Origin of the sequence: Marinomonas lutimaris, from assembly GCF_019426345.1 — a bacterium.
Lineage (GTDB): Bacteria > Pseudomonadota > Gammaproteobacteria > Pseudomonadales > Marinomonadaceae > Marinomonas > Marinomonas lutimaris.
Genome location: NZ_JAHLLW010000018.1, coordinates 73,635 through 95,578, shown reverse-complemented (window position 1 = coordinate 95,578; position 21,944 = coordinate 73,635). Strand labels below are relative to the sequence as shown.

At 42.8% G+C, this 21,944-nt stretch carries 20 protein-coding genes; 14 read left to right on the top strand and 6 right to left on the bottom strand.

Going from position 1 to position 21,944, the window contains the following annotated elements; translation table 11 throughout:
- Nucleotides 1–678: 678 nt before the first annotated feature.
- Together KPL72_RS17170 and KPL72_RS17165 are read right to left on the bottom strand one after the other, a co-directional pair.
- Nucleotides 679–1,605: a histone deacetylase family protein gene (locus KPL72_RS17170; RefSeq protein WP_219703846.1), complete on the bottom strand. Its 927-nt coding sequence runs from the start codon at nucleotides 1,603–1,605 to the stop codon at nucleotides 679–681.
- An 88-nt stretch (nucleotides 1,606–1,693) separates the two neighbouring features.
- Nucleotides 1,694–2,794, bottom strand: coding sequence for an HD domain-containing phosphohydrolase (locus KPL72_RS17165; RefSeq protein ID WP_212915819.1), 1,101 nt, complete (start codon nucleotides 2,792–2,794; stop codon nucleotides 1,694–1,696).
- Nucleotides 2,795–2,941: 147 nt separating this feature from the next.
- On the opposite strand from KPL72_RS17165, the gene KPL72_RS17160 reads away from it, so the two are divergent.
- Nucleotides 2,942–3,400, top strand: a complete 459-nt coding sequence (locus KPL72_RS17160; protein ID WP_212915820.1) for an EVE domain-containing protein — start codon at nucleotides 2,942–2,944, stop codon at nucleotides 3,398–3,400.
- A gap of 84 nt (nucleotides 3,401–3,484) precedes the next feature.
- On the opposite strand, the gene KPL72_RS17155 is transcribed toward KPL72_RS17160, so the two are convergent.
- Complete coding sequence (locus KPL72_RS17155) at nucleotides 3,485–4,171, bottom strand: hypothetical protein (protein ID WP_219703845.1); 687 nt, start codon at nucleotides 4,169–4,171, stop codon at nucleotides 3,485–3,487.
- Nucleotides 4,172–4,387: 216 nt separating this feature from the next.
- Here KPL72_RS17155 and miaB point away from each other — a divergent pair, with 216 nt between their 5' ends.
- Genes miaB through lnt form a run of 5 tightly spaced genes read left to right on the top strand, consistent with a single transcriptional unit; the run spans nucleotide 4,388 to nucleotide 9,722 of the window.
- Nucleotides 4,388–5,743, top strand: a complete 1,356-nt coding sequence (gene miaB, locus KPL72_RS17150; RefSeq protein ID WP_219703844.1) for a tRNA (N6-isopentenyl adenosine(37)-C2)-methylthiotransferase MiaB — start codon at nucleotides 4,388–4,390, stop codon at nucleotides 5,741–5,743.
- 16 nt (nucleotides 5,744–5,759) lie between these two features.
- Complete coding sequence (locus tag KPL72_RS17145) at nucleotides 5,760–6,806, top strand: PhoH family protein (RefSeq protein WP_212915823.1); 1,047 nt, start codon at nucleotides 5,760–5,762, stop codon at nucleotides 6,804–6,806.
- The gene (gene ybeY / locus KPL72_RS17140; protein ID WP_212915824.1) at nucleotides 6,806–7,270 is read left to right on the top strand and encodes an rRNA maturation RNase YbeY; all 465 of its coding nucleotides are present in this window, start codon (nucleotides 6,806–6,808) and stop codon (nucleotides 7,268–7,270) included. Before KPL72_RS17145 ends, ybeY begins: the two co-directional genes overlap by 1 nt.
- Nucleotides 7,271–7,282: 12 nt before the next feature.
- Nucleotides 7,283–8,149: a CorC family transporter gene (locus KPL72_RS17135; protein ID WP_212915825.1), complete on the top strand. Its 867-nt coding sequence runs from the start codon at nucleotides 7,283–7,285 to the stop codon at nucleotides 8,147–8,149.
- A gap of 7 nt (nucleotides 8,150–8,156) precedes the next feature.
- Nucleotides 8,157–9,722 (top strand): apolipoprotein N-acyltransferase, encoded by a 1,566-nt coding sequence (lnt, locus tag KPL72_RS17130; protein ID WP_249422314.1) that lies wholly within the window; start codon nucleotides 8,157–8,159, stop codon nucleotides 9,720–9,722.
- 184 nt (nucleotides 9,723–9,906) lie between these two features.
- Here the strand turns inward: lnt and KPL72_RS17125 are convergent, their stop codons facing one another.
- Entirely contained in the window at nucleotides 9,907–10,353 is a 447-nt protein-coding gene (locus KPL72_RS17125; RefSeq protein WP_219703843.1) for a hypothetical protein, read from the bottom strand.
- 177 nt (nucleotides 10,354–10,530) lie between these two features.
- Between KPL72_RS17125 and leuS the strand changes: the two genes are divergently transcribed.
- From leuS to dapA, 7 genes are all read left to right on the top strand, one after another.
- Nucleotides 10,531–12,978, top strand: coding sequence for a leucine--tRNA ligase (gene leuS, locus KPL72_RS17120; protein ID WP_219703842.1), 2,448 nt, complete (start codon nucleotides 10,531–10,533; stop codon nucleotides 12,976–12,978).
- A 66-nt stretch (nucleotides 12,979–13,044) separates the two neighbouring features.
- On the top strand, nucleotides 13,045–13,560 hold the full coding sequence (locus KPL72_RS17115) for an LPS-assembly lipoprotein LptE (RefSeq protein WP_212915828.1): 516 nt from the start codon (nucleotides 13,045–13,047) through the stop codon (nucleotides 13,558–13,560).
- Nucleotides 13,561–13,657: 97 nt separating this feature from the next.
- The gene (gene holA / locus KPL72_RS17110) at nucleotides 13,658–14,689 is read left to right on the top strand and encodes a DNA polymerase III subunit delta (RefSeq protein ID WP_219703841.1); all 1,032 of its coding nucleotides are present in this window, start codon (nucleotides 13,658–13,660) and stop codon (nucleotides 14,687–14,689) included.
- A 45-nt stretch (nucleotides 14,690–14,734) separates the two neighbouring features.
- Nucleotides 14,735–15,391, top strand: a complete 657-nt coding sequence (locus KPL72_RS17105; RefSeq protein ID WP_219703840.1) for a putative 2OG-Fe(II) oxygenase — start codon at nucleotides 14,735–14,737, stop codon at nucleotides 15,389–15,391.
- Between the two features lie 212 nt (nucleotides 15,392–15,603).
- Nucleotides 15,604–16,212 carry a flavin reductase family protein gene (locus tag KPL72_RS17100; protein ID WP_219703839.1) on the top strand — a complete coding sequence of 203 codons (609 nt, stop codon included), beginning with the start codon at nucleotides 15,604–15,606 and terminating at the stop codon, nucleotides 16,210–16,212.
- 26 nt (nucleotides 16,213–16,238) lie between these two features.
- Nucleotides 16,239–18,854: a cyclic nucleotide-binding domain-containing protein gene (locus tag KPL72_RS17095; protein WP_219703838.1), complete on the top strand. Its 2,616-nt coding sequence runs from the start codon at nucleotides 16,239–16,241 to the stop codon at nucleotides 18,852–18,854.
- 428 nt (nucleotides 18,855–19,282) lie between these two features.
- Entirely contained in the window at nucleotides 19,283–20,155 is an 873-nt protein-coding gene (gene dapA / locus KPL72_RS17090) for a 4-hydroxy-tetrahydrodipicolinate synthase (RefSeq protein ID WP_212915833.1), read from the top strand.
- 73 nt (nucleotides 20,156–20,228) lie between these two features.
- Here dapA and KPL72_RS17085 read toward each other — a convergent pair whose 3' ends face one another.
- A complete protein-coding gene (locus tag KPL72_RS17085) occupies nucleotides 20,229–20,468 on the bottom strand; it encodes a GlsB/YeaQ/YmgE family stress response membrane protein (protein ID WP_012070611.1) in 240 nt (79 codons plus the stop codon).
- Between the two features lie 236 nt (nucleotides 20,469–20,704).
- Between KPL72_RS17085 and KPL72_RS17080 the strand changes: the two genes are divergently transcribed.
- Entirely contained in the window at nucleotides 20,705–21,388 is a 684-nt protein-coding gene (locus tag KPL72_RS17080) for a P-loop NTPase family protein (RefSeq protein ID WP_219703837.1), read from the top strand.
- Between the two features lie 94 nt (nucleotides 21,389–21,482).
- Here KPL72_RS17080 and KPL72_RS17075 read toward each other — a convergent pair whose 3' ends face one another.
- Entirely contained in the window at nucleotides 21,483–21,911 is a 429-nt protein-coding gene (locus tag KPL72_RS17075) for a GNAT family N-acetyltransferase (RefSeq protein WP_346729529.1), read from the bottom strand.
- Nucleotides 21,912–21,944: the final 33 nt, after the last annotated feature.

Here is a 21,944-nt window from a genome sequence, read left to right as displayed (position 1 = left end):
TACCACCTAAAATAGTGTCCGGTTTTATTAGACCACTACAGTTTGATGTTAGATATTGAAAGGTTGCGATTTTTCGCAGGTATTCATCCTAACATTAATGGCAGATTCCGAGTTCTTGCCCGCAGCTTTCCTTTTTCAATCTACTACCAAGTTATAGACGATCAAGTCTTGATTTTAGCCGTATTGGATAATCGCCAGAATCCCAAAAGCATTGAGCATAGACTTACCAACAGTTAAATCCGATACCGTAAGCCAGATGAGAAGCATAGATTGGTTTTGTTGATGTGCGAAAGGATATTTTGGNAAAAGCATTGAGCATAGACTTACCAACAGTTAAATCCGATACCGTAAGCCAGATGAGAAGCATAGATTGGTTTTGTTGATGTGCGAAAGGATATTTTGGAATGACTCTGAAACTCCATAAAGTCGCGCAACTTCGTCGCGTCGAACTAACTTCTCCGGGAAGCCACCAAAGAGCGTAGGTCGGATGAAGGAGGCACGACTGTAATCCGACGCTGAAAGCGAAGCTTTCATTTTGTAGGTCGGGATTTATCCCGACACAGAATTCATGTTCTACTCGAATAGAACACCAGTCTTGAAGATTACCGTCTAAATGCTCAAATCGATTGACCGTAAGGCATCAAGCCCTTGATAAAAAGCCTCCAATCACTTAAAAACCTACAAAAAATATTCCTGCCAAACTTGATTCGCTGCTTGATGAAGCAAACTATGTCGCCATGCGACTTTTTCTTCTTGTCTGTCATAGCCTCCACCGATGACGCAGGCGGTGGGCAGTTTGAGGGCAACACAAGTTTCGATGACGTATTTATCCCGTTCTAAAATGCCTTGGTCGGTTAGATTGACGTAGCCAAGTCGGTCATCTTGGTGGACGTCGACACCCGCGTCGTAGAAGATAAAGTCTGGTCGGTGTTCGGCGAGTATCGCAGGCAAGGTATTTTGTAAAATAGATAAGTATTCTTGGTCGTTTGCGCCTTTGGGGATGGCGATGTTGATGCCGGCAGTTTGTTTTATTTGCGGATAGTTTTCTTCGCAATGCCATGAGACGGGAACGATGTCGGTTCTATCTTTAAAGAAGACAATGGTGCCGTCACCTTGGTGTACGTCGCAATCTAGGATGAGAATTTTCTTCACCCTGCCCGACTCGATCATGGCAAGTGCGGCGACGGCAAGATCGTTGAAGATGCAGAATCCAGAACCGTAAGAAGGATGAGCATGATGAGTACCACCAGCAAGATGACAAGCTAAACCGTGTTGAAATGCGAGTTCGCTGGTGAGTATGGTGCCAGAGACAGCACGAAGTGTTCGTTCAACTAGCCATTCAGACCAAGGCAAGCCGATTTCTTTTTCTTCTTGTTTGCTCAGCGCACCACGAATAAAGCGTTGTACGTATTCTTTATGATGCGCTGCCATGAGCACTTTAAGTGATAATGGCGCTGGCGTATGTACGTTTTGATCGGTCAGAACCCCCTGCTCTCTTAAAGATTCGGCCAATAAGCCAAATTTTCGCATGGGAAAACGATGCCCTGCAGGAAATGGAATACTGTAATGAGGGTGGAAAACGAGCGGTAACAAGTCGGCATTCATAAAACAGATAACTTAACCCTTTAGAAAGAGCTTCATGCTAACAAGGGTCGCTTAGGTTGCGCTACTTTCTTTTACTATTCGATATCTGTTATTTACTTTTAGCAACGAGGACTTTTCGTATCGCGCTGTTAAAGAATTCAATAAGATGTGGCGGGAAGCCTTTGCCACTTTCAAAGTTCACCATTTGCACGGCTCTCATAGCGCTTTTGTTGTAATCGCTACCGGATTTCCCCCAGACACTGTCGATAAACATCACAGCCATGGATAAAATAAAAGCTCCTTGCGGGATCAAAGAGCCAACCAAACCTTCAGGAAACCCCGTACCATCAAAGCGCTCTTTATGAGCTTGCACCATAGCAACAGCATCTTCCCAACCCTCATGTTTTGAGAGCAGTTTTGCACCGACCATTGGGTGGTTGTGTTCCGCCTGGCGTTTTGCATCTTCATCCTCTTTGCAATTTAGAATCAGCGCCATGCCCATATTGTGCATATAGGCCGCAGCACTAAGTTGAGCTGGATCGACAGGACTTTTACATTCAGTGTTAATCAACTGGCAAAGTTTAAGAATACGCTCGCTGCGTTCTGATGAATAACCCAGTAATCGATTTAATTTTTGACTAAAACCAATAAACAATTCAATGTCATTTTTTTGCTCATCGGTATATTCAACTTTAACAATTAGCGACGTCGCTGCGGGCTCTTCTTTTACTTCTTCTGCCGTTTGATTACATTGTCGCAGCAAAACCGCTGCCATATCAGGTCGTTTACTATCATCTTCTTCGGCATAAATTTCATCCAAGCCACGCTGTAATTGATCACGTACTGCGATTTCAGCCACATGGGATTGATAAATTTGCTGTAGCAGCTCGTAGACTTTTTCAATAACAACAATGATCAGTTCACCCAAATAAGGGTGATATTGAATATACCCGCCACGCATACCATCAACGATTTCTTCTAGCTTATGAAGCACGCCAACTAAAGGATCAAGAAAACAAACAGAGCAGTTTCCTTTCATACTGTGTAGCGAACGGAAAAGTTTGTCTAATTTATCAAAGGAAAAACCATCACTTTCGATGCTATTAATACTTTCTTCAATTTCTTGTTGCGCCTCAACATAGCATTCTAGCAAGTCATCCTTGAGCTCTTTTTCCAACGCTGAAAACGCTTTACAAGCAAAGTGGCTCATTTTTCTCTTCCATCACAAGGAGCTAACAGCCTAAAAGCATTGAGGCTGATCAAGTCATTCGGTAATCTCATACCACGTTTACTATTGTAGTTAGAATATTTGTAAGCGTGCACATAGAGTGTGTTTCATTATGCAAACGAGGTATCCATGCCAAACTACTGGCTTATGAAGTCTGAACCGGACGCGTTTTCCATCGATGATTTAAAACGCCTAAGAAAATCGCCTTGGGATGGCGTCAGAAATTACCAAGCCCGAAATTTTATGAAAGAAATGAGTGAAGGTGATTTGATATTTTTTTATCATTCCAGTTGCTCTCCAGCAGGCATAGTAGGCACGGCTAAAGTCTGTAAAGCCGCCTATCCTGATCATACCAGCTGGGACAAAAACAGCCCGTACTTTGATGCAAAATCAACATCGGATAATCCGCGTTGGTTTATGGTTGACGTGGAATTTGTTGAAAAATGGCCGTCTATCCTGACGCTTGCGGAACTAAAGCAAAACCCTGAGCTGACTGATATGCTACTAACACAAAAAGGTAGTCGTCTGTCTGTGATGCCGATCACGCAAAGCGAATGGGAATACATTACGATTGTATTAAAAAAATAAATGAAGACCTTTGCACGACTATGCTCTCGCGACTTCGTGAAAAGGTCTTAACTATTTGGAAAGCGTTAATACTAAGTTGCTGTTTTAATGAAACTCTCGATCCCGCTGTTTAAGAGATACTCTGTAATCAAAGTAATACTGAACAACCGCACCTAAATAATCGTAGTCACTCCCTGTTCTTGCAATCACACCAACACTGCCCATTTGACGATATTTTTTCGGTTGGAAATAGGTTTCAAGACGCCAGCCAACTTCATCAACATTGTATTTTTCACGATATAAAGAAGTTCGTAAATCATCGTTGAAGTAATAACCCACACCAATACGTGAGCTTGTTACGTTACTCAAAGTGGTATCGGTCGAAATATAGTTCGTCGTCAACGAGAAAGATCCTAAAAATGCCTCTCCGATAAACTGCCCAATCACATCTCGTTCACTTTCTAACTCTTCATCCATTGGCTCTAGTTCAGAGACACCAATTCCCAATCCCAAACGACCATAATCATTGTGAAGAAACCAATTAGAAGAAAACTCAGATTGTGCAAAGCTACTTTTTGATGAACCAGTGATCAAATAATTACTGTTTAACAGTACTTGAGTGGATAAATAATCGTTAATTGGAATATTCACTTTAAAGTCGATATTCATCAAAGACTTTTCATCCAAAAGCCCATAACCTAAACCAAAAGCAAAGTTGGGTGGCTCTCTCTCTGCGTGGGCAGCACTACTAACAACAAGACATGAAACCAAAATACGGGCTAATACGGTCAAAACACTCTCTCAATAAAAAGACGCTCGTAAAACAAATTGTGCAATTATTGTGACTGATGTTTTGCAAAAGCTCCAGTAAGAAAACACGACTATTTCAACTTACTTTTTTACGTTAAATTACACGGAATTCAGAACACCTCTGGGATTCGGAAGCAAAGCCCAATATAATAGCGCCAAAGTCGATTAGACGAACACATTTTTAGGTTAATACGTTACATGGCAAAAAAACTTTTTATCCAGACTCATGGCTGTCAAATGAACGAATACGATTCATCTCGTATGGCAGATTTACTTGGCGAAAGTCATGAAATGGAACTCACAGACAATGCAGAAGAAGCAGACGTTCTACTGCTTAACACGTGTTCTATTCGTGAAAAAGCGCAAGATAAGGTCTATCACCAACTAGGTCGCTGGAAAAAGCTTAAGCAGAAAAATCCTAACCTAGTTATCGGTGTGGGCGGTTGCGTAGCAAGCCAAGAGGGCGACGCTATTCGTAAACGTGCTAAACATGTAGATATGATTTTTGGGCCTCAAACTCTGCATAAATTACCAGAGATGGTGAACGCAGCCGGAAAACACATTCCTATCACTGACGTTACCTTCCCTGAGATCGAGAAATTTGATCACTTGCCAGCTCCTCGCGTTGACGGTGCTGAAGCCTTTGTTTCTATCATGGAAGGCTGCAGTAAATACTGTACTTTCTGTGTTGTGCCTTACACTCGCGGCGAAGAAGTAAGCCGTCCGTTTGATAGCATTTTGAAAGAAGTTGCACAGCTTGCTGAGCAAGGCGTGCGTGAGATCCATTTATTGGGTCAAAACGTTAACGCTTACCGAGGCGATACCGCTGAAGGCGACGAAGCAGATCTTGCAGACATCATTCATGCAGTTGCACAAATCGATGGTGTTGAGCGGATTCGTTTCACTACATCACATCCTGTGGAATTCAGCGACAGTTTGGTGGAAGCGTTCCGCACACAACCCAAACTGGTTAGCCATTTACATCTACCAGTACAAAGCGGCGCAGATAACATTTTGAGCGCAATGAAACGCGGTCATGACCGCCAATATTACATTGATAAGATCAATCGTATTAAAGAAGCGCGCCCAGGAATTAGCTTGTCTTCTGACTTTATCATTGGCTTCCCAGGCGAAACGGATGACGACTTTGTTGATACCATGAATCTAATTCAGGAAATCGGCTTTGATCACTCGTTCAGTTTTGTATACAGTCAACGACCAGGTACGCCAGCGTCTAATCTAGAAGATGACACTCCAGAAGAAGTGAAAAAAGAGCGCCTAGCCATTTTACAACGTCGTATCAGCCAACAAGCCTACGACATTAGCTTGTCCATGGTTGGCGAAGTGCAACGTATTTTGATAAGCGGTTATTCACCTCGAGATCCTGGACAACTTCAAGGTCGAACAGAAAATAATCGGATTGTAAATTTCCGCGCGTTCGATCCACAACTTATTGGTAAATTCGCAGATGTTGTTATCACCGATGCTTACCCTAACTCCCTGCTGGGAGAGTTAGTAGGCTCTGAACTCGACTCTGACTTTGTACTGCAATAATAATCAAAGGTAAATCTTGGAAATCACACAGACAACTCAACAAATCCGTTTAGTCCCAGCCGAAGCCGATGCTTTGGTTGGACTATGCGGTCAACTCGACGAGAACATCAAGTTAATAGAAAAGAGACTTGATGTTTCTATTAAGTACCGTGGCGAGCTATTCGATATTTCCGGTGAAGATTCTGAGCACGTAGCTGCGACAAAAACACTGCTAGAAAACCTCTACCGTGAAGCATTGGTGAATACTGAAATCACACCTGAAATGATTCATCTTTATCTGCAAGAGTCGGCAATAGAATCGCTGACTAGCAGCAAAAGAGAGAAAGCTGACCAGCTAGTGATTAAAACTCGCAAAGCCTTCATCAAGCCAAAAGGCAAAAACCAACAAGGTTACGTCAAACAGATTCGTAAACACGACATTAACTTTGGCATCGGGCCAGCGGGTACCGGCAAAACTTACTTGGCCGTGGCCTGTGCAGTTGAAGCGCTAGAAGCTGATCGTGTTGAACGTATTATGTTGGTTCGTCCAGCGGTAGAAGCTGGTGAAAAACTAGGCTTTTTGCCAGGTGATTTATCACAAAAAATCGATCCGTACTTGCGCCCTCTTTATGATGCTTTGTACGAAATGCTTGGTTTCGAGCTGGTTGATAAGTTGATTGAAAAAAATGTTATCGAAATAGCGCCACTTGCTTTCATGCGTGGCCGTACTTTGAATAATGCCTTCATCATTCTTGATGAAAGCCAGAACACCACACGCGAACAAATGAAAATGTTCTTGACGCGTATTGGTTTTGGCTCAACCGCGGTAATTACTGGCGATACCACTCAGGTCGATTTACCTCGTGGTACGACATCTGGTTTGGCGCAAGCTATGCACGTTTTGAAAGATGTAAGCGGCATCAGCATGACTTTATTTAGTTCTTCTGACGTTGTCCGTCATCCATTGGTTCAGCGCATTGTTGAAGCCTATGACAAGTTTGATGTTGAAGTAGAAGCGGAAAAGAAAGCGCGCACAGAAGCTCGCCTAACCGCACAAGCAGAACAGTCTGCAGGTAGTAAATAATGGCGTATTTAGAGCTTGATCTACAAATCGCAACCGAAGAAACAGCAAATTTGCCAAGCGAAGCGGATTTTAGACTTTGGGTCGAAAAAGCCCTTCCAGACGTAGATGAAGAGTTTGAAGTTACCATTCGCATCGTCGACGAAGAAGAAAGCCATGCACTTAATCACGAGTATCGCGGTAAAGACAAACCTACCAACGTCCTATCTTTCCCATTCGAGGCACCTCCCGGGTTAGAACTGCCATTATTGGGCGATTTGGTCATCTGTGCTCAAATTGTGAGTAAAGAAGCGGAAGAGCAAAATAAAGAATTACTTCATCATTGGGCCCATATGACTATTCATGGCATCTTGCATTTACGCGGCTATGATCATATAAATGATGAAGAAGCAGATGAAATGGAATCGATAGAAACGGAGCTACTTGCTTCTCTATCTATTTCCGACCCTTATTTGATTAAAGAGTGAGCTAACACCCCAATGAGTGATGACCGATCGAGTTTATCCAACGATCAACAAAAATCTTGGTTTGAACGTTTAACCCAAGCATTCAACGATGAACCACGCAGCCGTGGTGACATTGTTAAACTTCTAGAAGCCGCAGTGAAATCCGATGTTATTGATCGTGACGCTTTCACTATTGTTGAAGGCGCACTAGAAGTTTCTGAAGTTCAAGCGCGTGACATTATGATTCCACCCTCTCAAATGGTGGTTATTAAGTCCGAAGATGACCCTAAAACGTCAATCCGTAAAATAATAGATTCTTCTCACTCACGATTCCCTGTCGTTGGCGAAGACTCCGATGAAATTCTCGGTGTGCTACTTGCCAAAGATTTGTTGCCTTTATTATTCAAAGAAACCGTTGTAACGATAGAAGATATTCTAGCGCGCTTACGCCCAGCTAACTTCATTCCAGAAAGCAAGCGTTTAAACGTCCTTCTTAATGACTTTCGCACCAAGCGATATCACATGGCATTAGTCCTAGATGAATACGGTAGCGTTTCTGGCTTGGTTACCATTGAAGACGTACTCGAGCAGATCGTTGGTGAAATCGAAGACGAAACCGACAAGCTTGATGACGAAGGCATTCAGGTAACCACAGAACCTGGTGTTTATCTTGTTCCTGCATTATGCCCTGTTGAAGACTTCAATGAGTTCTTTAAAGTTGAATTCAACGAAGAAGAGTTCGACACTATTGGCGGAATACTGGTTCAACAATTTGGCCACGTCCCCCTGCGCGATGAAGAATTATTCTTTAGCGACTTCCATTTCCGCATTGTGAAATCGGATGGGCGCCGTATTAAAACCATTCAAGTCACTAAACCAACCAATAACACTCCAGATTAAGATGACCATGCCTCACCCCGACTTAACCAATACCAAGACGGGGTGGGAGCCTCTCTTGGTGGCGAAAATTTCCAAACTTCCACCCGCACTTATTGGCCTTATGGGTGCTATTGCTGGCGCCATAGGTGTAACAAGTTTTTCACCTTTTCATTTTTGGCCTGGCTATTTCGTTAGCCTAATCGTATTCAGCCTACTTATCTTAAGCAGCAAAACAGCAAAATCTGCCTGCTGGCGTGGAACTTCTGTCGCGTTAGGCTTTTTTGGTGCGGGCGTTTCTTGGGTCTATGTCAGCATTGCTGAATATGGGCAAGTAGGCATCATTATCGCTGCACTCATTACGTTCGCCTTTGTCGCAGTGCTATGCGTTTTTTGGGCATTTTCAGCATGGACATCATGGAAACTTATTCAGCGCATACCACAAATACCCGCAAGCCTATGGATCACTCTAGGTTTATTGCTTGGTGAGTTCGCCCGTAGTACGCTTTTTACTGGCTTTCCTTGGTTATTACCTGGCTACGCGATTGAAAACACTTGGCTGTTTGAGCTTTTACCCATAGGAGGCATTTGGCTTACTAGTGCCAGTGTTGTATTAACCTCTAGCGTAATAGCTAGTGTGTTATTAAAACGAAGTAACCAGCTCATGCTAATTTCAACACTCATTATTGTCTGGTTAGGCTCCGCCTATTTAAGCTATTTCCCTATTTCATGGGTACAACAAACTGGCACACTAAAAACCACCTTGGTACAAGGCAACGTTAAACAAGACGAAAAATGGCTGGCTGAAACAGCGGCAAAATCTCTAGCTTATTATCAACAAACCACCATTGAGCATTTAGACAGTGAATTAGTTGTCTGGCCTGAAACGGCGATCACTTATTCATACCCAAGAATCAAACCCTATTTTGCAGGCTTCAGCAAAGAGCTGGCAGATACAAATACCACGCTCATCACCGGCATTCCCGATGTCAGCGAAGACAACAAAGATTACTACAATGCTATCTGGGCAACAGGAGATGGCTTTGGCCTTTATTACAAGCGCAGACTGGTTCCTTTTGGTGAATACATTCCGTTTTCAGAATATATAGGCCCAATTCTTGATGTATTCGGCATGCCTATGTCTAGCTTTAAACGCGGTGATGACAACCAGCCAGTCCTGCAAGTTGGCGAATGGGGTGTCGCGCCATTTATTTGCTATGAAATTGTCTATGCAGACCAAGTAAGACGCTTGGTAAGAGACAGTGACTTTCTCATCACGATTAGTAACGACGGTTGGTTTGGCACTTCCTTTGGCCCTTGGCAACATCTGCAAATAGCACAATTTAGAGCTAAAGAGGCTGGTCGCTATGTCATTCGCGCCACCAATACAGGCATCACAGCATTTATTAATGAAAAAGGCGAAGTGGTCGCACAAGCACCACAGTTTGAAAGAACAACGCTAACCGCCGAAGCCAAAGCCTTTACTGGCATCACGCCATATGTACAGTGGGGGTATTGGCCAACGCTTTTACTGTTGGGAGTATGTGTGATATTTGCTTACTTAAACGGCTTAGTTTTAAACCGCAAAAACAGATAACCAATAAAGAAATGATCCTTGGAATTTGATTCACGCTGACGCGTTGAGCTTGCGAAACAGGCGCAAGTACTTTCTATTTTAAGAACTGAATACCAAGGCTCATGCTATGCATTACCACGCAGGACACCTACAGGGATGTAGGTGTCAGGAACAGAGACCGAGCGTGGGAACGAGGAACAATGAATTACTCAGTTTTATTAGTCTGATGATCATGAGTAGACATCAAACCATAGTGACAGATCTCACATGGCGCTAACGCTTGCTTTGTCTCAATAACATTATCATGGCCACAAGACATACAATGATAGCTTCCAGGTTCAACCACTGCACCAACCACGTGGCATTCTTCTAGTGGCACAGGATTATTGTTGGCGTGATTAATCAGCCATAACAAAGCTGTGTCTTCTTTTTCATCAAGCTCTTCGACCAACTCATGACTTTCATCAAGCACATATTGCCAATTCGCATCGACCCAAGCTTCGGTATAACCCATTTTGTCATGCCAATAAGCCGTCATTAGAGCAACGTCTTCTAAGAACCAATCTTTTGCTCCAATCAATGTTTTACGCGCTTCTTCAACCAAATTGGAATCGATTGCGCTTTTTGACGAATCTTTTTTCATAGATTTCATAACTCCTCCTCTATGCACCTTCTAATTAGGGCTCCATCTCTATAAAATAACGGATATTTTCAAACTCTGCTGGCCATTGCACCATTACCTTGCGCTAAGTCGCTATAATGGCTCTCTTTTCATTAAAGAGAATACAGGTCTACCAACCTTACGTCGATCACGGGATAAGAATACATCATGCAAGAGCAATATAATCCGCAGCAAATCGAACAAGCTGCTCAATCTTTTTGGGACGAAAATAAAGTCTTCAAAGCCGTCGCTGATTCCAACAAAGAGAAGTTCTACTGCCTTTCTATGTTCCCTTACCCAAGCGGCCGCCTGCATATGGGCCACGTTCGTAACTACACAATCGGTGATGTAATTTCGCGCTACCAGCGCATGCAAGGCAAAAACGTCCTACAACCAATGGGTTGGGATGCTTTTGGTCTTCCTGCTGAAAACGCGGCTATCAAACACAAAACCGCACCAGCAAAATGGACCACAGAAAACATCGCTTACATGAAAAGCCAGCTTAAAGAGCTTGGTTTTGGATATGACTGGGATCGTGAGATTGCCACCTGTACGCCTGAGTACTACAAATGGGAACAATGGTTCTTCACGCAATTGGTTGAAAAAGGCTTGGCGTACAAAAAAACCGCTGCCGTTAACTGGTGTCCTGAAGACCAAACAGTATTAGCTAATGAGCAAGTTGAAGATGGCTGCTGCTGGCGTTGTGGTACTAATGTAGAGAAAAAAGAAATCTCTCAGTGGTTTATTCGCATCACAGATTACGCAGAAGAATTGTTAAACGATCTTGATCAATTAGATGGCTGGCCAGAAAAAGTAAAAGCCATGCAACGTAACTGGATTGGTCGTTCAGAAGGCCTAGAATTTAGCTTCGCGGTCGAAGGCAAAGATGAACGTCTGTCTGTTTACACAACACGTCCAGATACTATCATGGGTGTGACATATGTTGCGGTAGCAACTCAGCACCCTCTTTCTTTAGAAGCGTCTGCGCATAACGCAGATCTTACGGCGTTTATCGAAGAAAGCAAAAAAATGTCGACAACTGAAGCGGATATGGCAACGGTTGAGAAAAAAGGCATGGATACTGGCTTCAAGGCCATTCACCCAATTACTGGGGAAGCAGTTCCTGTTTACGCCGCCAACTTCGTATTAATGGATTACGGTTCTGGCGCGGTTATGTCGGTTCCAGCTCACGATCAACGCGACTTTGAATTCGCGAAAAAATACGACTTAGCAATCAAGCAAGTTGTTCAGCCTGCTGGCGACGAAATGATTGATCTAGAAAAAGCCGCTTTCACTGAAAAAGGCGTACTATGCAATTCTGGCGAATTCGACGGTTTAGCCTTCAAAGAAGCCTTCGATGCTATTGCAGCTTGGATGGTAGAACGTAACCTAGGCGAAGTAAAAGTAAACTATCGCCTACGCGATTGGGGCGTTAGCCGCCAGCGTTACTGGGGAACACCAATCCCTACTATCAACTTAAAAGACGGTTCGGTCGTTCCTGTTCCACAAGATCAACTACCTGTTGAACTGCCAACAGATGTGATCATGGACGGTGTTAATTCACCGATCAAAAACAATCCGAACTTCTCTTCCATTATGTTTAATGGCGAAGAAGCAGAGCGCGAAACAGATACCTTCGATACCTTCATGGAATCGTCTTGGTACTTTGCTCGCTACTGCTGCCCAGACTCTACCGATGCCATGCTGACAGAAGAAGCCAACTACTGGCTTCCTGTTGACCAATACGTTGGTGGTGTAGAGCACGCGATTCTTCATCTATTATACTCACGCTTCTTCCATAAGTTATTACGTGATGCAGGTCTTGTAAACTCTGATGAACCATTCAAACGTCTTTTGACGCAAGGCATGGTAAACAAAGACGGCACCAAGATGTCTAAGTCCAAAGGCAATACAGTTGACCCTCAAGAAATGATTGAGAAGTATGGTGCCGATACTGTTCGTTTATTCATGATGTTCAGTGCACCACCAGAGCAATCACTTGAATGGAACGACGCCGGTGTAGATGGTGCTTCGCGCTTCCTACGTCGTTTATGGGCTTTGTCTTACCGTCATACCAATGCGGGTAAAGTTGGCGAACTAAACATTGCCGAATTGAATGGTGCTCAAAAAGCGTTACGCCGCAAGACACATGAAACTATTCAGAAAGTATCAGACGATATCGAGCGTCGCCAAACTTTCAATACAGCTATTGCGGCCGTAATGGAACTTTGCAACGAAATCAGTAAGTTTGAAGATACGTCTGAATTGGGACTTGCTGTAGCACAAGAAGCGCTAGAAGCAGCAACCTTGTTATTGTCTCCAATCGTGCCTCACATTGCTCACCAATTATGGAGCGAACTAGGCCATACCGATAATATCGTTAATACACCATGGCCGACATTGGATGAAGATGCGTTAATAAAAGACGAGCTGACTATTGTTGTTCAAGTTCTTGGCAAGAAGCGTGCTGAATTGACCGTTTCCGCCAGTGCTGACAGCAAAACGATTGAAGCCGAAGCGCTTGCGCATCCAAGTGTTACCAAGTTCCTTGAAGGTAAAACAGTTCGAAAAGTTATTGTCGTTCCAGGTCGTTTGGTCAACATTGTTGCCAACTAAGCCAGGCACAATCAGGGATGGCTCAGCCATCCCTTTTTCCTTAACAACAAGACAGAGATCACGGATATGATAGCCACTCTTACACAAACAACTCGTCTACTTTTATTAGCATTACTGACCATGAGTATTGTCGCCTGTGGCTTCCAATTACGTGGCCAAGCTAATATGCCTGCAAAGCTTAAAAAGATAACACTGACATCCGAAAGTGGTTCTGATAGCTTTGATAGATCATTGCGCATCGCACTTACCAAAGCTGGCGTTGTGATTATTGATAAGGCCAATGCAAACAAAAACACTTTCAACTTAAAAATTAACCCCATCACAAAGGTTGATATTGAACTTGCTCGTGACATGGATAATGATCTATCACAATTACAACGTCGCTTAACCAGCCATTATTTTGTTCGCCAAGCAGATGGCAAATCTGTCTATGGTCCTCGAACCATTAGTACTACACAAACACTGACTAATCAAAATGCAGAAGAAAGCGCTAAAATCTCTTACAACCAAGCGCAAGAAGACAGCATGAATGAAGATCTAGCCAATCGATTAGTTTATGACTTAAGTTATGCCCCACTGTAATTGCACCACCTACCTCCTTTAGGGGTTATAAATGAGCATTTTTAGTTTGTTTTTAACAAAGTATTGGAGAGCATAGTAATAGTGCAAAGGTCTCAAAATGAAAGTCAGAGCTGATCAGTTACCAGCACAGTTAAAAAAAAGCATAGCGCCTATTTATATTATTTCTGGTGACGAAGTCTTATTGTGCCAAGAAGCGGCAGACAGCATTCGCAAGGCCGCCCAACAGCATAATATTGATGAGCGACTACGTTTCGTCGCCGATGCTCAGTTTGATTGGCAAGACGTCATTAATGAAAATCAAAGTTTGTCGTTGTTTTCTATGCGTAGAATGTTTGATATTCAAATAGATAAGATGGGCGAGAAGCATAGCAAAGCACTGGCTCAATTAGGCCAGTCGCTTAGTGAAGACAATATCATTCTACTTACTTTGCCTAAAATCGATGCTCGAACCCAAAAAGCTAAGTGGTTCACTCAGCTTGAGTCACAAGGTGTTTTTGTGCAAATCTGGCCGATAGACGCAAATCGCCTACCGGCATGGGTACAGCAAAGAGCGCAAGCACTCGATTTATCGCTGACTCGTGACGCTGCCAGCATGATTTGCGAACGCGGAGAAGGCAACCTCTTAGCGCTTTCCCAAGAATTAGAAAAGCTTGCTCTAGTACATGGACAAGGCGTTCAAATTGATGCTGAAAAAGTTGCTGAATCCGTGGCTGACAGCAGTCGTTACTCTATTTACGACTTAAGCGATCGATTATTAATGGGCAAAACAAAAGACGCCATGCACTGTTTACATCAATTGTTAGGCGAAGGGGTTGAAGCCAGCATCATTCTCTGGCTGTTTAATCGCGAAATTCAAACCTTATCGAACCTACTACAAAGCATGCAATCCTCCAGCTTTAAGCAAGCCTGCCAAAGTGAAAAAATTTGGGACAAACGCGTGCCATTCTATGAAAGCGCTATGTCGCGACACAACAAAGTCACCCTGCCTTACATGCAAAACTACTTAGCCTTGATTGATAAAAGCATCAAGGGATTAGAAGGCCCAGACAGCGAAACAGGCTTTCGCAACCTAGTGATGATGTTTTGCGGCTACAAACCTGTTGTGACAGAACTAGACATTCCCGCATAACGAAAATACACCATTCGCTCAAACCTTTTTACAGGCATAACGTACATGACAAACTCCTCAATCATCGAAGAAATTAATGTTTGGACAACCCCCTTGTTTGTTACTCAAATGCCGGATCATGACTTCCTAAAAGAAGCGCTTTTAGCTGCTGTTTATCAACAAAAAGCGACTCAAACCACAGCAATTGAAAGCCGAATTGCGCCAAAAGCAAAATACGCTTTGCACGAAAGCACTTTGGATTTTTTGGATCTTGCTGATGCAAATGCAATGGAAGCTAAACGCGCGTTAGAAGAGTTGATTCTAGAAATTGCAGGATCGGTAAACCAAGCGTTTTGGCCAGAAGACATGGAAGCTGACGCGCATATTATCGAGTCTTGGTATCATGTCACGCAAAAAGGCGGCTACCATGACGCACATTCTCACCCGAACTGCTCTTGGTGCGGAATCTACTATTTAGAGCCTGGCGATGCCAATATCGAAGGCAACGGTGGCCTAAATCGCTTTTATGATCCAAGAGTTAACGCAGAACACTATGCGGATCCAGGTACTGCTTACCTTGGTGGCCATGGCGTTTGGGACTTTACCCCGACAGACGGCCAAGTGATCATTTTCCCGTCTTACCTAAAGCACTCTGCTTTACCGTATTTTGGTGATAAAGATCGTGTCGTAATTGCCTTTAACGCCATCATCGAAGCCTACTGATCGAAAGATCTAAAACATACCTACAGATTAAGAGCCTTCTGCCTTCTAATTCCTAGAATGCTTAACGGATTGAGTTGGCTCTATATAATCGCTTCATCTATCCCGAATTCCTCTTTTTACAATAAATTTCATAAGTTTCCACTCAAAGATTCACAATGGATTGGTATTTGTAGTAATTTAACAAGTAATGTTTCATAACCACGGGGAAGTCTATGCGTTTCCAGTTTGATCAACTAAGCGGCAATCAGCGCTATCATCTGATCACTCAGACAATTACACCGCGCCCTATTGCGTGGATCATGACCAAAAATGACAACGAGAGCTTCAACCTCGCCCCTTTCTCTTACTTTGCTCCTATCTCATCTGATCCGGCCCTCTTAATGGTTTCTATTGGCAACAAAACCACCGATGTCGCCAAAGACACAAAGCACAACCTAATTAGGGAAAAGGAATGTGTTTTGCATATTCCGAGTGGGGATTTAGTTAATGCCGTGAATGAGAGCGCAGCCACTTTATCTTACGGTGAATCTGAACTACCCAGAGCAGGATTGTCGCTAACTGACTTCACCAAGACACTACCGCGAATTGCAGAAGCTAAAGTCGCTATTCACTGCAAACTGTTCGACATACATACATTAGGAAACGCATCATTCAATGCGGTGTATTTGGAAATACTCGACTTATACGTTGATGAAGACCTTGTAACCGAAGAAGAGTCTCGGATTTTCATCGATAATAAAAAACTGAACCCTCTTTCACGACTAGGTGGCGATGACTACGCACTTTTAGGTGAGACAGTGACGATCAAACGTCCTAACTAGGGCAAGACAGATTTGAGGTACAAAAGATGGATATAACAAAACACATAAATACGTTTCCTTTCATGGTAGATGTTGATGCAGAATTAATGTCATCTCTAACCGATCTAGCCTGCATGAAAAACCTAAAAGCGGGAGATATTCTGGCTAAACAATTTGAAATTGGCCAAAACATCTATTTTCTCTTAGAAGGCGAAGTCGCCATTTCGGTTCCATTACAAGATACTGGCAAGTCTTATAACGTCGGCACAATCAGCAACTTTCTTTCTCCAATCGGTTGGTCAGCTTTCCGTCACCCTTCTCGTTATGCAACCACATTTACAGCGACTAAGTCTTCTAAATTACTCTATTGGCCGATTGTTGAATTGCAAAAAATTCTCGATGCCAATTTACTTTTCGCCAGTCAATTTCTGCAGTTTGTTTACCAAGAGTCTTTACCAGTTCTAACCAATGTGCAAAACCAAACACGCCCATTTTTTTCCAATGAGTCGTTAGCTTTTGAAGAGACTCGTCCATTAATCGATTCTGAAACGCAAGTTCATGCACTGAAAGATGCCATTAGCCTTCTAAACTACGCGCCATTTTGTGAGACCTTTACGCAAGCTGAAATACACACATTAGCCAAAAAGTCGTCCATATTATTAGCCCATCAAGGCGACATATTAAGCCAACAAGACCAGCCTGCAGACGGCTTATACCTGCTAATCAAGGGGAAAGTTGTCATCAGCTACCAAACTGACTCAGGGGACATTATTACCACCCGAACGATTTCTCGCAAAGGAACCGTACTGGCTTGGGCCACTCAAAATAAAGAAATGAAGAATCGCACTTCAATCATTTCATCGAGAGACAGCAGCGTTTTGTTTATAAAGCGTGATGATTTGCTAGAGATTTTCAAAGACAGTCCTAAATTTTCAGTTAAATACTTATATCGACTCATTTGGCTGATTGGCGCGCATTTATTAGCTGCTAGAATGCGCTACCTTTCACAGATAGCAAACGATGAAGCATTAGCGGTCAGCAACGTAATAGACCAAAACGCGGCACTTTTACCAGTCAGCTCACCTCTATATAAAGTCAGTGAATTACTCAAAAGCGCCATCACAACCGACGAAGCATTCGGCGTACTCTATAAATGCCTACACTTTGGCAGTGTATTAGAGCGCACTATTTCCGGTATGTGCCTGGACATTTTGAAAGACTTACAGCGTGAAAATGCCTTTTATCGTCACTTGCAAAATGTCTATGACACAATCAATAGCTTACCTAAAGATACACCAGCTTTGGATGCTAGACGGTTAGGCACAGAACTATTTAAACAGGCTTTTCAGCAAGTTCCCTATGTCATTAAGGGCCTAGAAAACCTGCCAAAGAAAGCTGGTTCTCTGTTCATTTATAACCATTTACTGGGTTCTCCAACGAACCGCTTACCAAATGGTTTCCGCTTTTCTATGGACGCGCAATTTATTAGCGCCATGATCATCGACAAGCAATACGGTATTTCTGGTCAGCGCGTCGTACGACGCAGTAAAGAAAGTGAGTTCTGGCGCGATGACTTTTATGGCAAGTTTGGCAATATCTTTATCAATAGCTGGGAAGAGCTGACTAAAGATACACCAGAGCATGATGAATTTATCAAGCAGTCTCAGGAAACGCTACGTCAAAACTTTCCTTTAATGATTTCACCAGAAGGACAAAGCTTTAGTACACAACAATCTCCAGGTGCCTTGCTACCTCACGCCTTTGAATTAGCTGGCTCCATGGGAAGCGAAGAGCCTTGGATCGTTCCTATTGTGGTAGCAAACTTTGATAAACGCGCGGATCACAACCTTTATACTGTCATTATCAAGCCTGCGTTTAAACTATCCAGCAAAGTTGATTACAAAGATAAAAAAGCGTTGGCGCGATTCTTAGCTTCTTATCAGGAAGACTACAAAGGCTACGTTAACGAAGCCGTTGAGCTATCAAAAGAGATTCGCCAATACCCTATATTTAGCGGTAAAAACGGCTATCGCTCCAATGTAATGAGCTTGAATCAAATCGATGTGGAATTCGAATCGGATGTGCGAGAGCTAGAATTCCATCTAGCTTATCAAGAATACAAAGAGCAGCCTGTAGCGTTTTATGGCTCGTCTACTGTACGTTTATGGAATGATTTCGCCCATAATTTCCGTGACAAAGACGGCATAAATTTAGGCTTTAGCGGAGCAACATTAGAAGCTTGCGTATATTATTTTGAACGTATCATATTGCCACACAAACCACGCTCATTAGTTATTTATGCTGGCGACAATGATATTGGTAACCATTGTGACAGCAACAAGGTAGTTGATCTATACATTGAGCTACTACAAAAAATAGATCGCCATCTACCCGGTATTCCAGTCACTCTAATCAGCATTAAATGCAGCCCTGCACGATTGAAAGTACGCAAAATTATCGAGCAAACCAATAAACAATTGGTTCGTCTTGCCAAAACACGCCCTAACACTCAATACGTAGATTTGTTCTCTACCCTGCTCGACAAACATGGTGAGATAAAAGAAAACTTGTTTGATGGCGACAGACTGCACTTGAACCCAAAAGCGTATGAGCTTTGGACACAAAAGCTACTTGAATCCGAGAGCTTTATTTTTCAAAAATAAACACCTTGATTCGCCCTCACCCAATAATTGGCCGCCTGATTATTGGGTGAGTGCTTTCAAGTACGCTAAAACGTAATCACAAAAACTGAGATATTATCGTTAGAGGTATCAAAAACGCACCAATCAAACATAACCAACTAGCTCATCGCGCTACTTCATCTTCCTAAATAAAAATCCTCCATCGTATTGACCTTTTTTAGAAAAAACGTCAGCATAGAAAAGCTAACTATACAAAACTTGATGAAAATTTTTATTACCCTATGAATAACAATATCTTAAATAAACGCAACGGCGATAAACGTAAGGCTAAGAAGCTTTGCGGCGCTGACGTGTGGAATTAAGATTTAAACAACTCCCCGGCAGCATTCTCGCTGACGGTCTATCTATCTTTTCAGCAGAATGCATACCGGCCTAAATGAGGCAAAAGTATGTTCTACGGCGCAATCACGGCACTAATCACTCCCTTTCGTAATGGCCAATTAGACGAAGACGCTTTGCGAAAAATCGTTCGCTGGCAAATAGATCAAGGTATCAACGGCCTAGTTCCTGTTGGTACAACTGGAGAATCCCCAACCTTAAGCGAACACGAGCACAAACGTGTTATCGAAATTACCGTACAAGAAACCAATAAGGCCGTGCCTGTGCTTGCTGGTGCTGGTTCTAATAACCCTGTTGAAGCGGTAAATTACTCTGAATACGCTTATCAAGCTGGCGCGGATGCAACCTTACATGTCGCTGGTTACTACAACCGTCCAAATCAAACGGGTTTGTACGAACATTTCAAATACGTACACGACAACAGCAAACTACCTATCATCCTTTACAACATCCCACCTCGCTCTGTTGTTGGCTTAGAAGTAGCGACAATGGCTCGCCTTGCAGAATTACCAAGAATAATTGGGGTAAAAGATGCAACTGGCGACTTGACGCGCCCTATTCGTGAACGCGCCTTAATTAACAAACCTTTCAATTTCTTAAGTGGCGACGATATCACCACGGTGGCTTATAACGTTGGTGGTGGTAATGGCTGTATTTCGGTTACATCAAACGTAGCACCAAAACAAGTTGTGGAATTGCAACGTCTATGTCGCGAAGGAAAATACGTAGAAGCTGCACAATTGCAGGATAAATTATTTGCGCTACATAACGCGCTCTTTATTGAACCAAACCCAGCTGGGCCAAAATACGCCATGTCATTATTAGGACTTTGTACTGAAGAATGCCGTTTGCCTATGGTGCCATTACAGGACAGCACAAAAGCCACTATTCGACGTATCATGGAAGAGTTAGAGCTTATTTAAGTTTTATATTGGAAACATTTCCCATAAAAAAGCCCGCATCTAAGAGCGGGCTGATTTATTAAAAAGTCTAAAACTAGGATTTAGCGAGCCGTACAACATAAAGTAGGATAATAGCCCCCACAGTTGCCGTAACAAGAGAACCCAAGAAACTACCGGAATACAAACCAAGTAGTTGAAACGTAAATCCGCCGACAAAAGAACCAACAACGCCGATCACGATATTACCAATTAAACCAAAGCCGCCACCTTTTACTAACTGACCAGCTAACCAACCCGCCAAGGCACCAATAAACAAAAAAGCTAAGATCTCCATAAAATGATCCTTATATTATGTAATTTACAGTTATTCAGACTAGCACCTATTTGTTTAAGTACCTAGAAAAGCCGCCTAATACCCTATACTACTAACCCATTTATTCTTTTTTCTGTTACTTTGTCATGAAAGCGCCAAGCTTTTTCAAAAAATGTTGGTAGCATGTATTTCATACAAAAATACTTTCAGTAAGCCTTTAAAACATGGTCAAGTTAATCTTCAATGAGGGAATCTAGATGGGTAAGGTACATTTTGTAGGCGGTGAAAAAGGTGGCGTAGGGAAATCTATGACTGCTCGTGTCCTAGCGCAATTCTATATTGATAACGATCAACCGTTTTTAGGATTTGACTGTGATGCGTCGCACGGTACATTTTCACGTTTCTATAGTGAATTCGCTTCTCCTATTTTAATTGGTGAAGAAGACAGTTTAGATGGCATGTTAGCGGCCATTGAAGAATATCCAGATCGTGATTTAATTATTGACCTAGCAGCTCAAGCAGCTCAACCACTGGGTAAATGGATAGAAGAAACCGATGTATTTGGTTTACTAGATGAAATGGGCTACCAAGTATGCCTTTGGCACGTTATGGACGATGGCGCGGATTCCGTGGCGTTATTGGATGCTCTGTTTGAACGCTACCAGCAACCGTCTGTAGACTTTGTGGTTGTTCAAAACCTCGGCCGTGGCACAGACTTCTCTCGCTTTCAAAAATCTGACACCTATAAAAAAGCCGTGAGCCGCGAAGCCTTGATCATTGAACTGCCAAAACTACAAAGTAAGTTGACTCAAAAGATTGATTTTAACAACAGCAGTTTTTGGGCTGTGGCGAATGATAAAGGCATAATGAACATTGCCGAGCGCCAACGCATGAAAGTCTGGCTACGAAATACTTATGAGCAACTCGCCCAACTAGGGTAATAATTTGTTCAAATACAAAAACACAAAAGGGCCCTATCATCTTGGCCCTTTACGCTACCCTAATGTAAGAAGCTAAGATATAGCTTCTTACGATTTAAATGTTTAACTCAGAGGAAGAGTTGAATGAAAACATTCGTACTTCATCTCTTGCAAACCACTCCATAGATTCATAAAAGCCTTGAGCAGCCTTATTATCGGCATGAACAAATAGATGCGTTTTGGCGATACCTTGTTCCGCAAGCGCATCAATTACCGCCTTGACCAATTGTCTCCCAAGCCCTTCTCCGCGGGAGGCAGCGTTAACAGCCAAATGTTGCAGATAACCTCGACGACCATCGGTACCTGCCAATACAGCTCCAACCACTAAACCTTGCTTTTCAACTACAAAGCTTAGGCCTGGGTTTTTGTTTAAATAAAGAGCGATATTTTTTTCAGAATCAACACCACGCAAGCTCATTGACTCCGTGTTCCCCCACAAAGCCATCACTTGATTATAATCGGAAATTAGCATCGTACGCAGCACCAACGACTCTCCTTAGGCTTAGCGCCCTATATA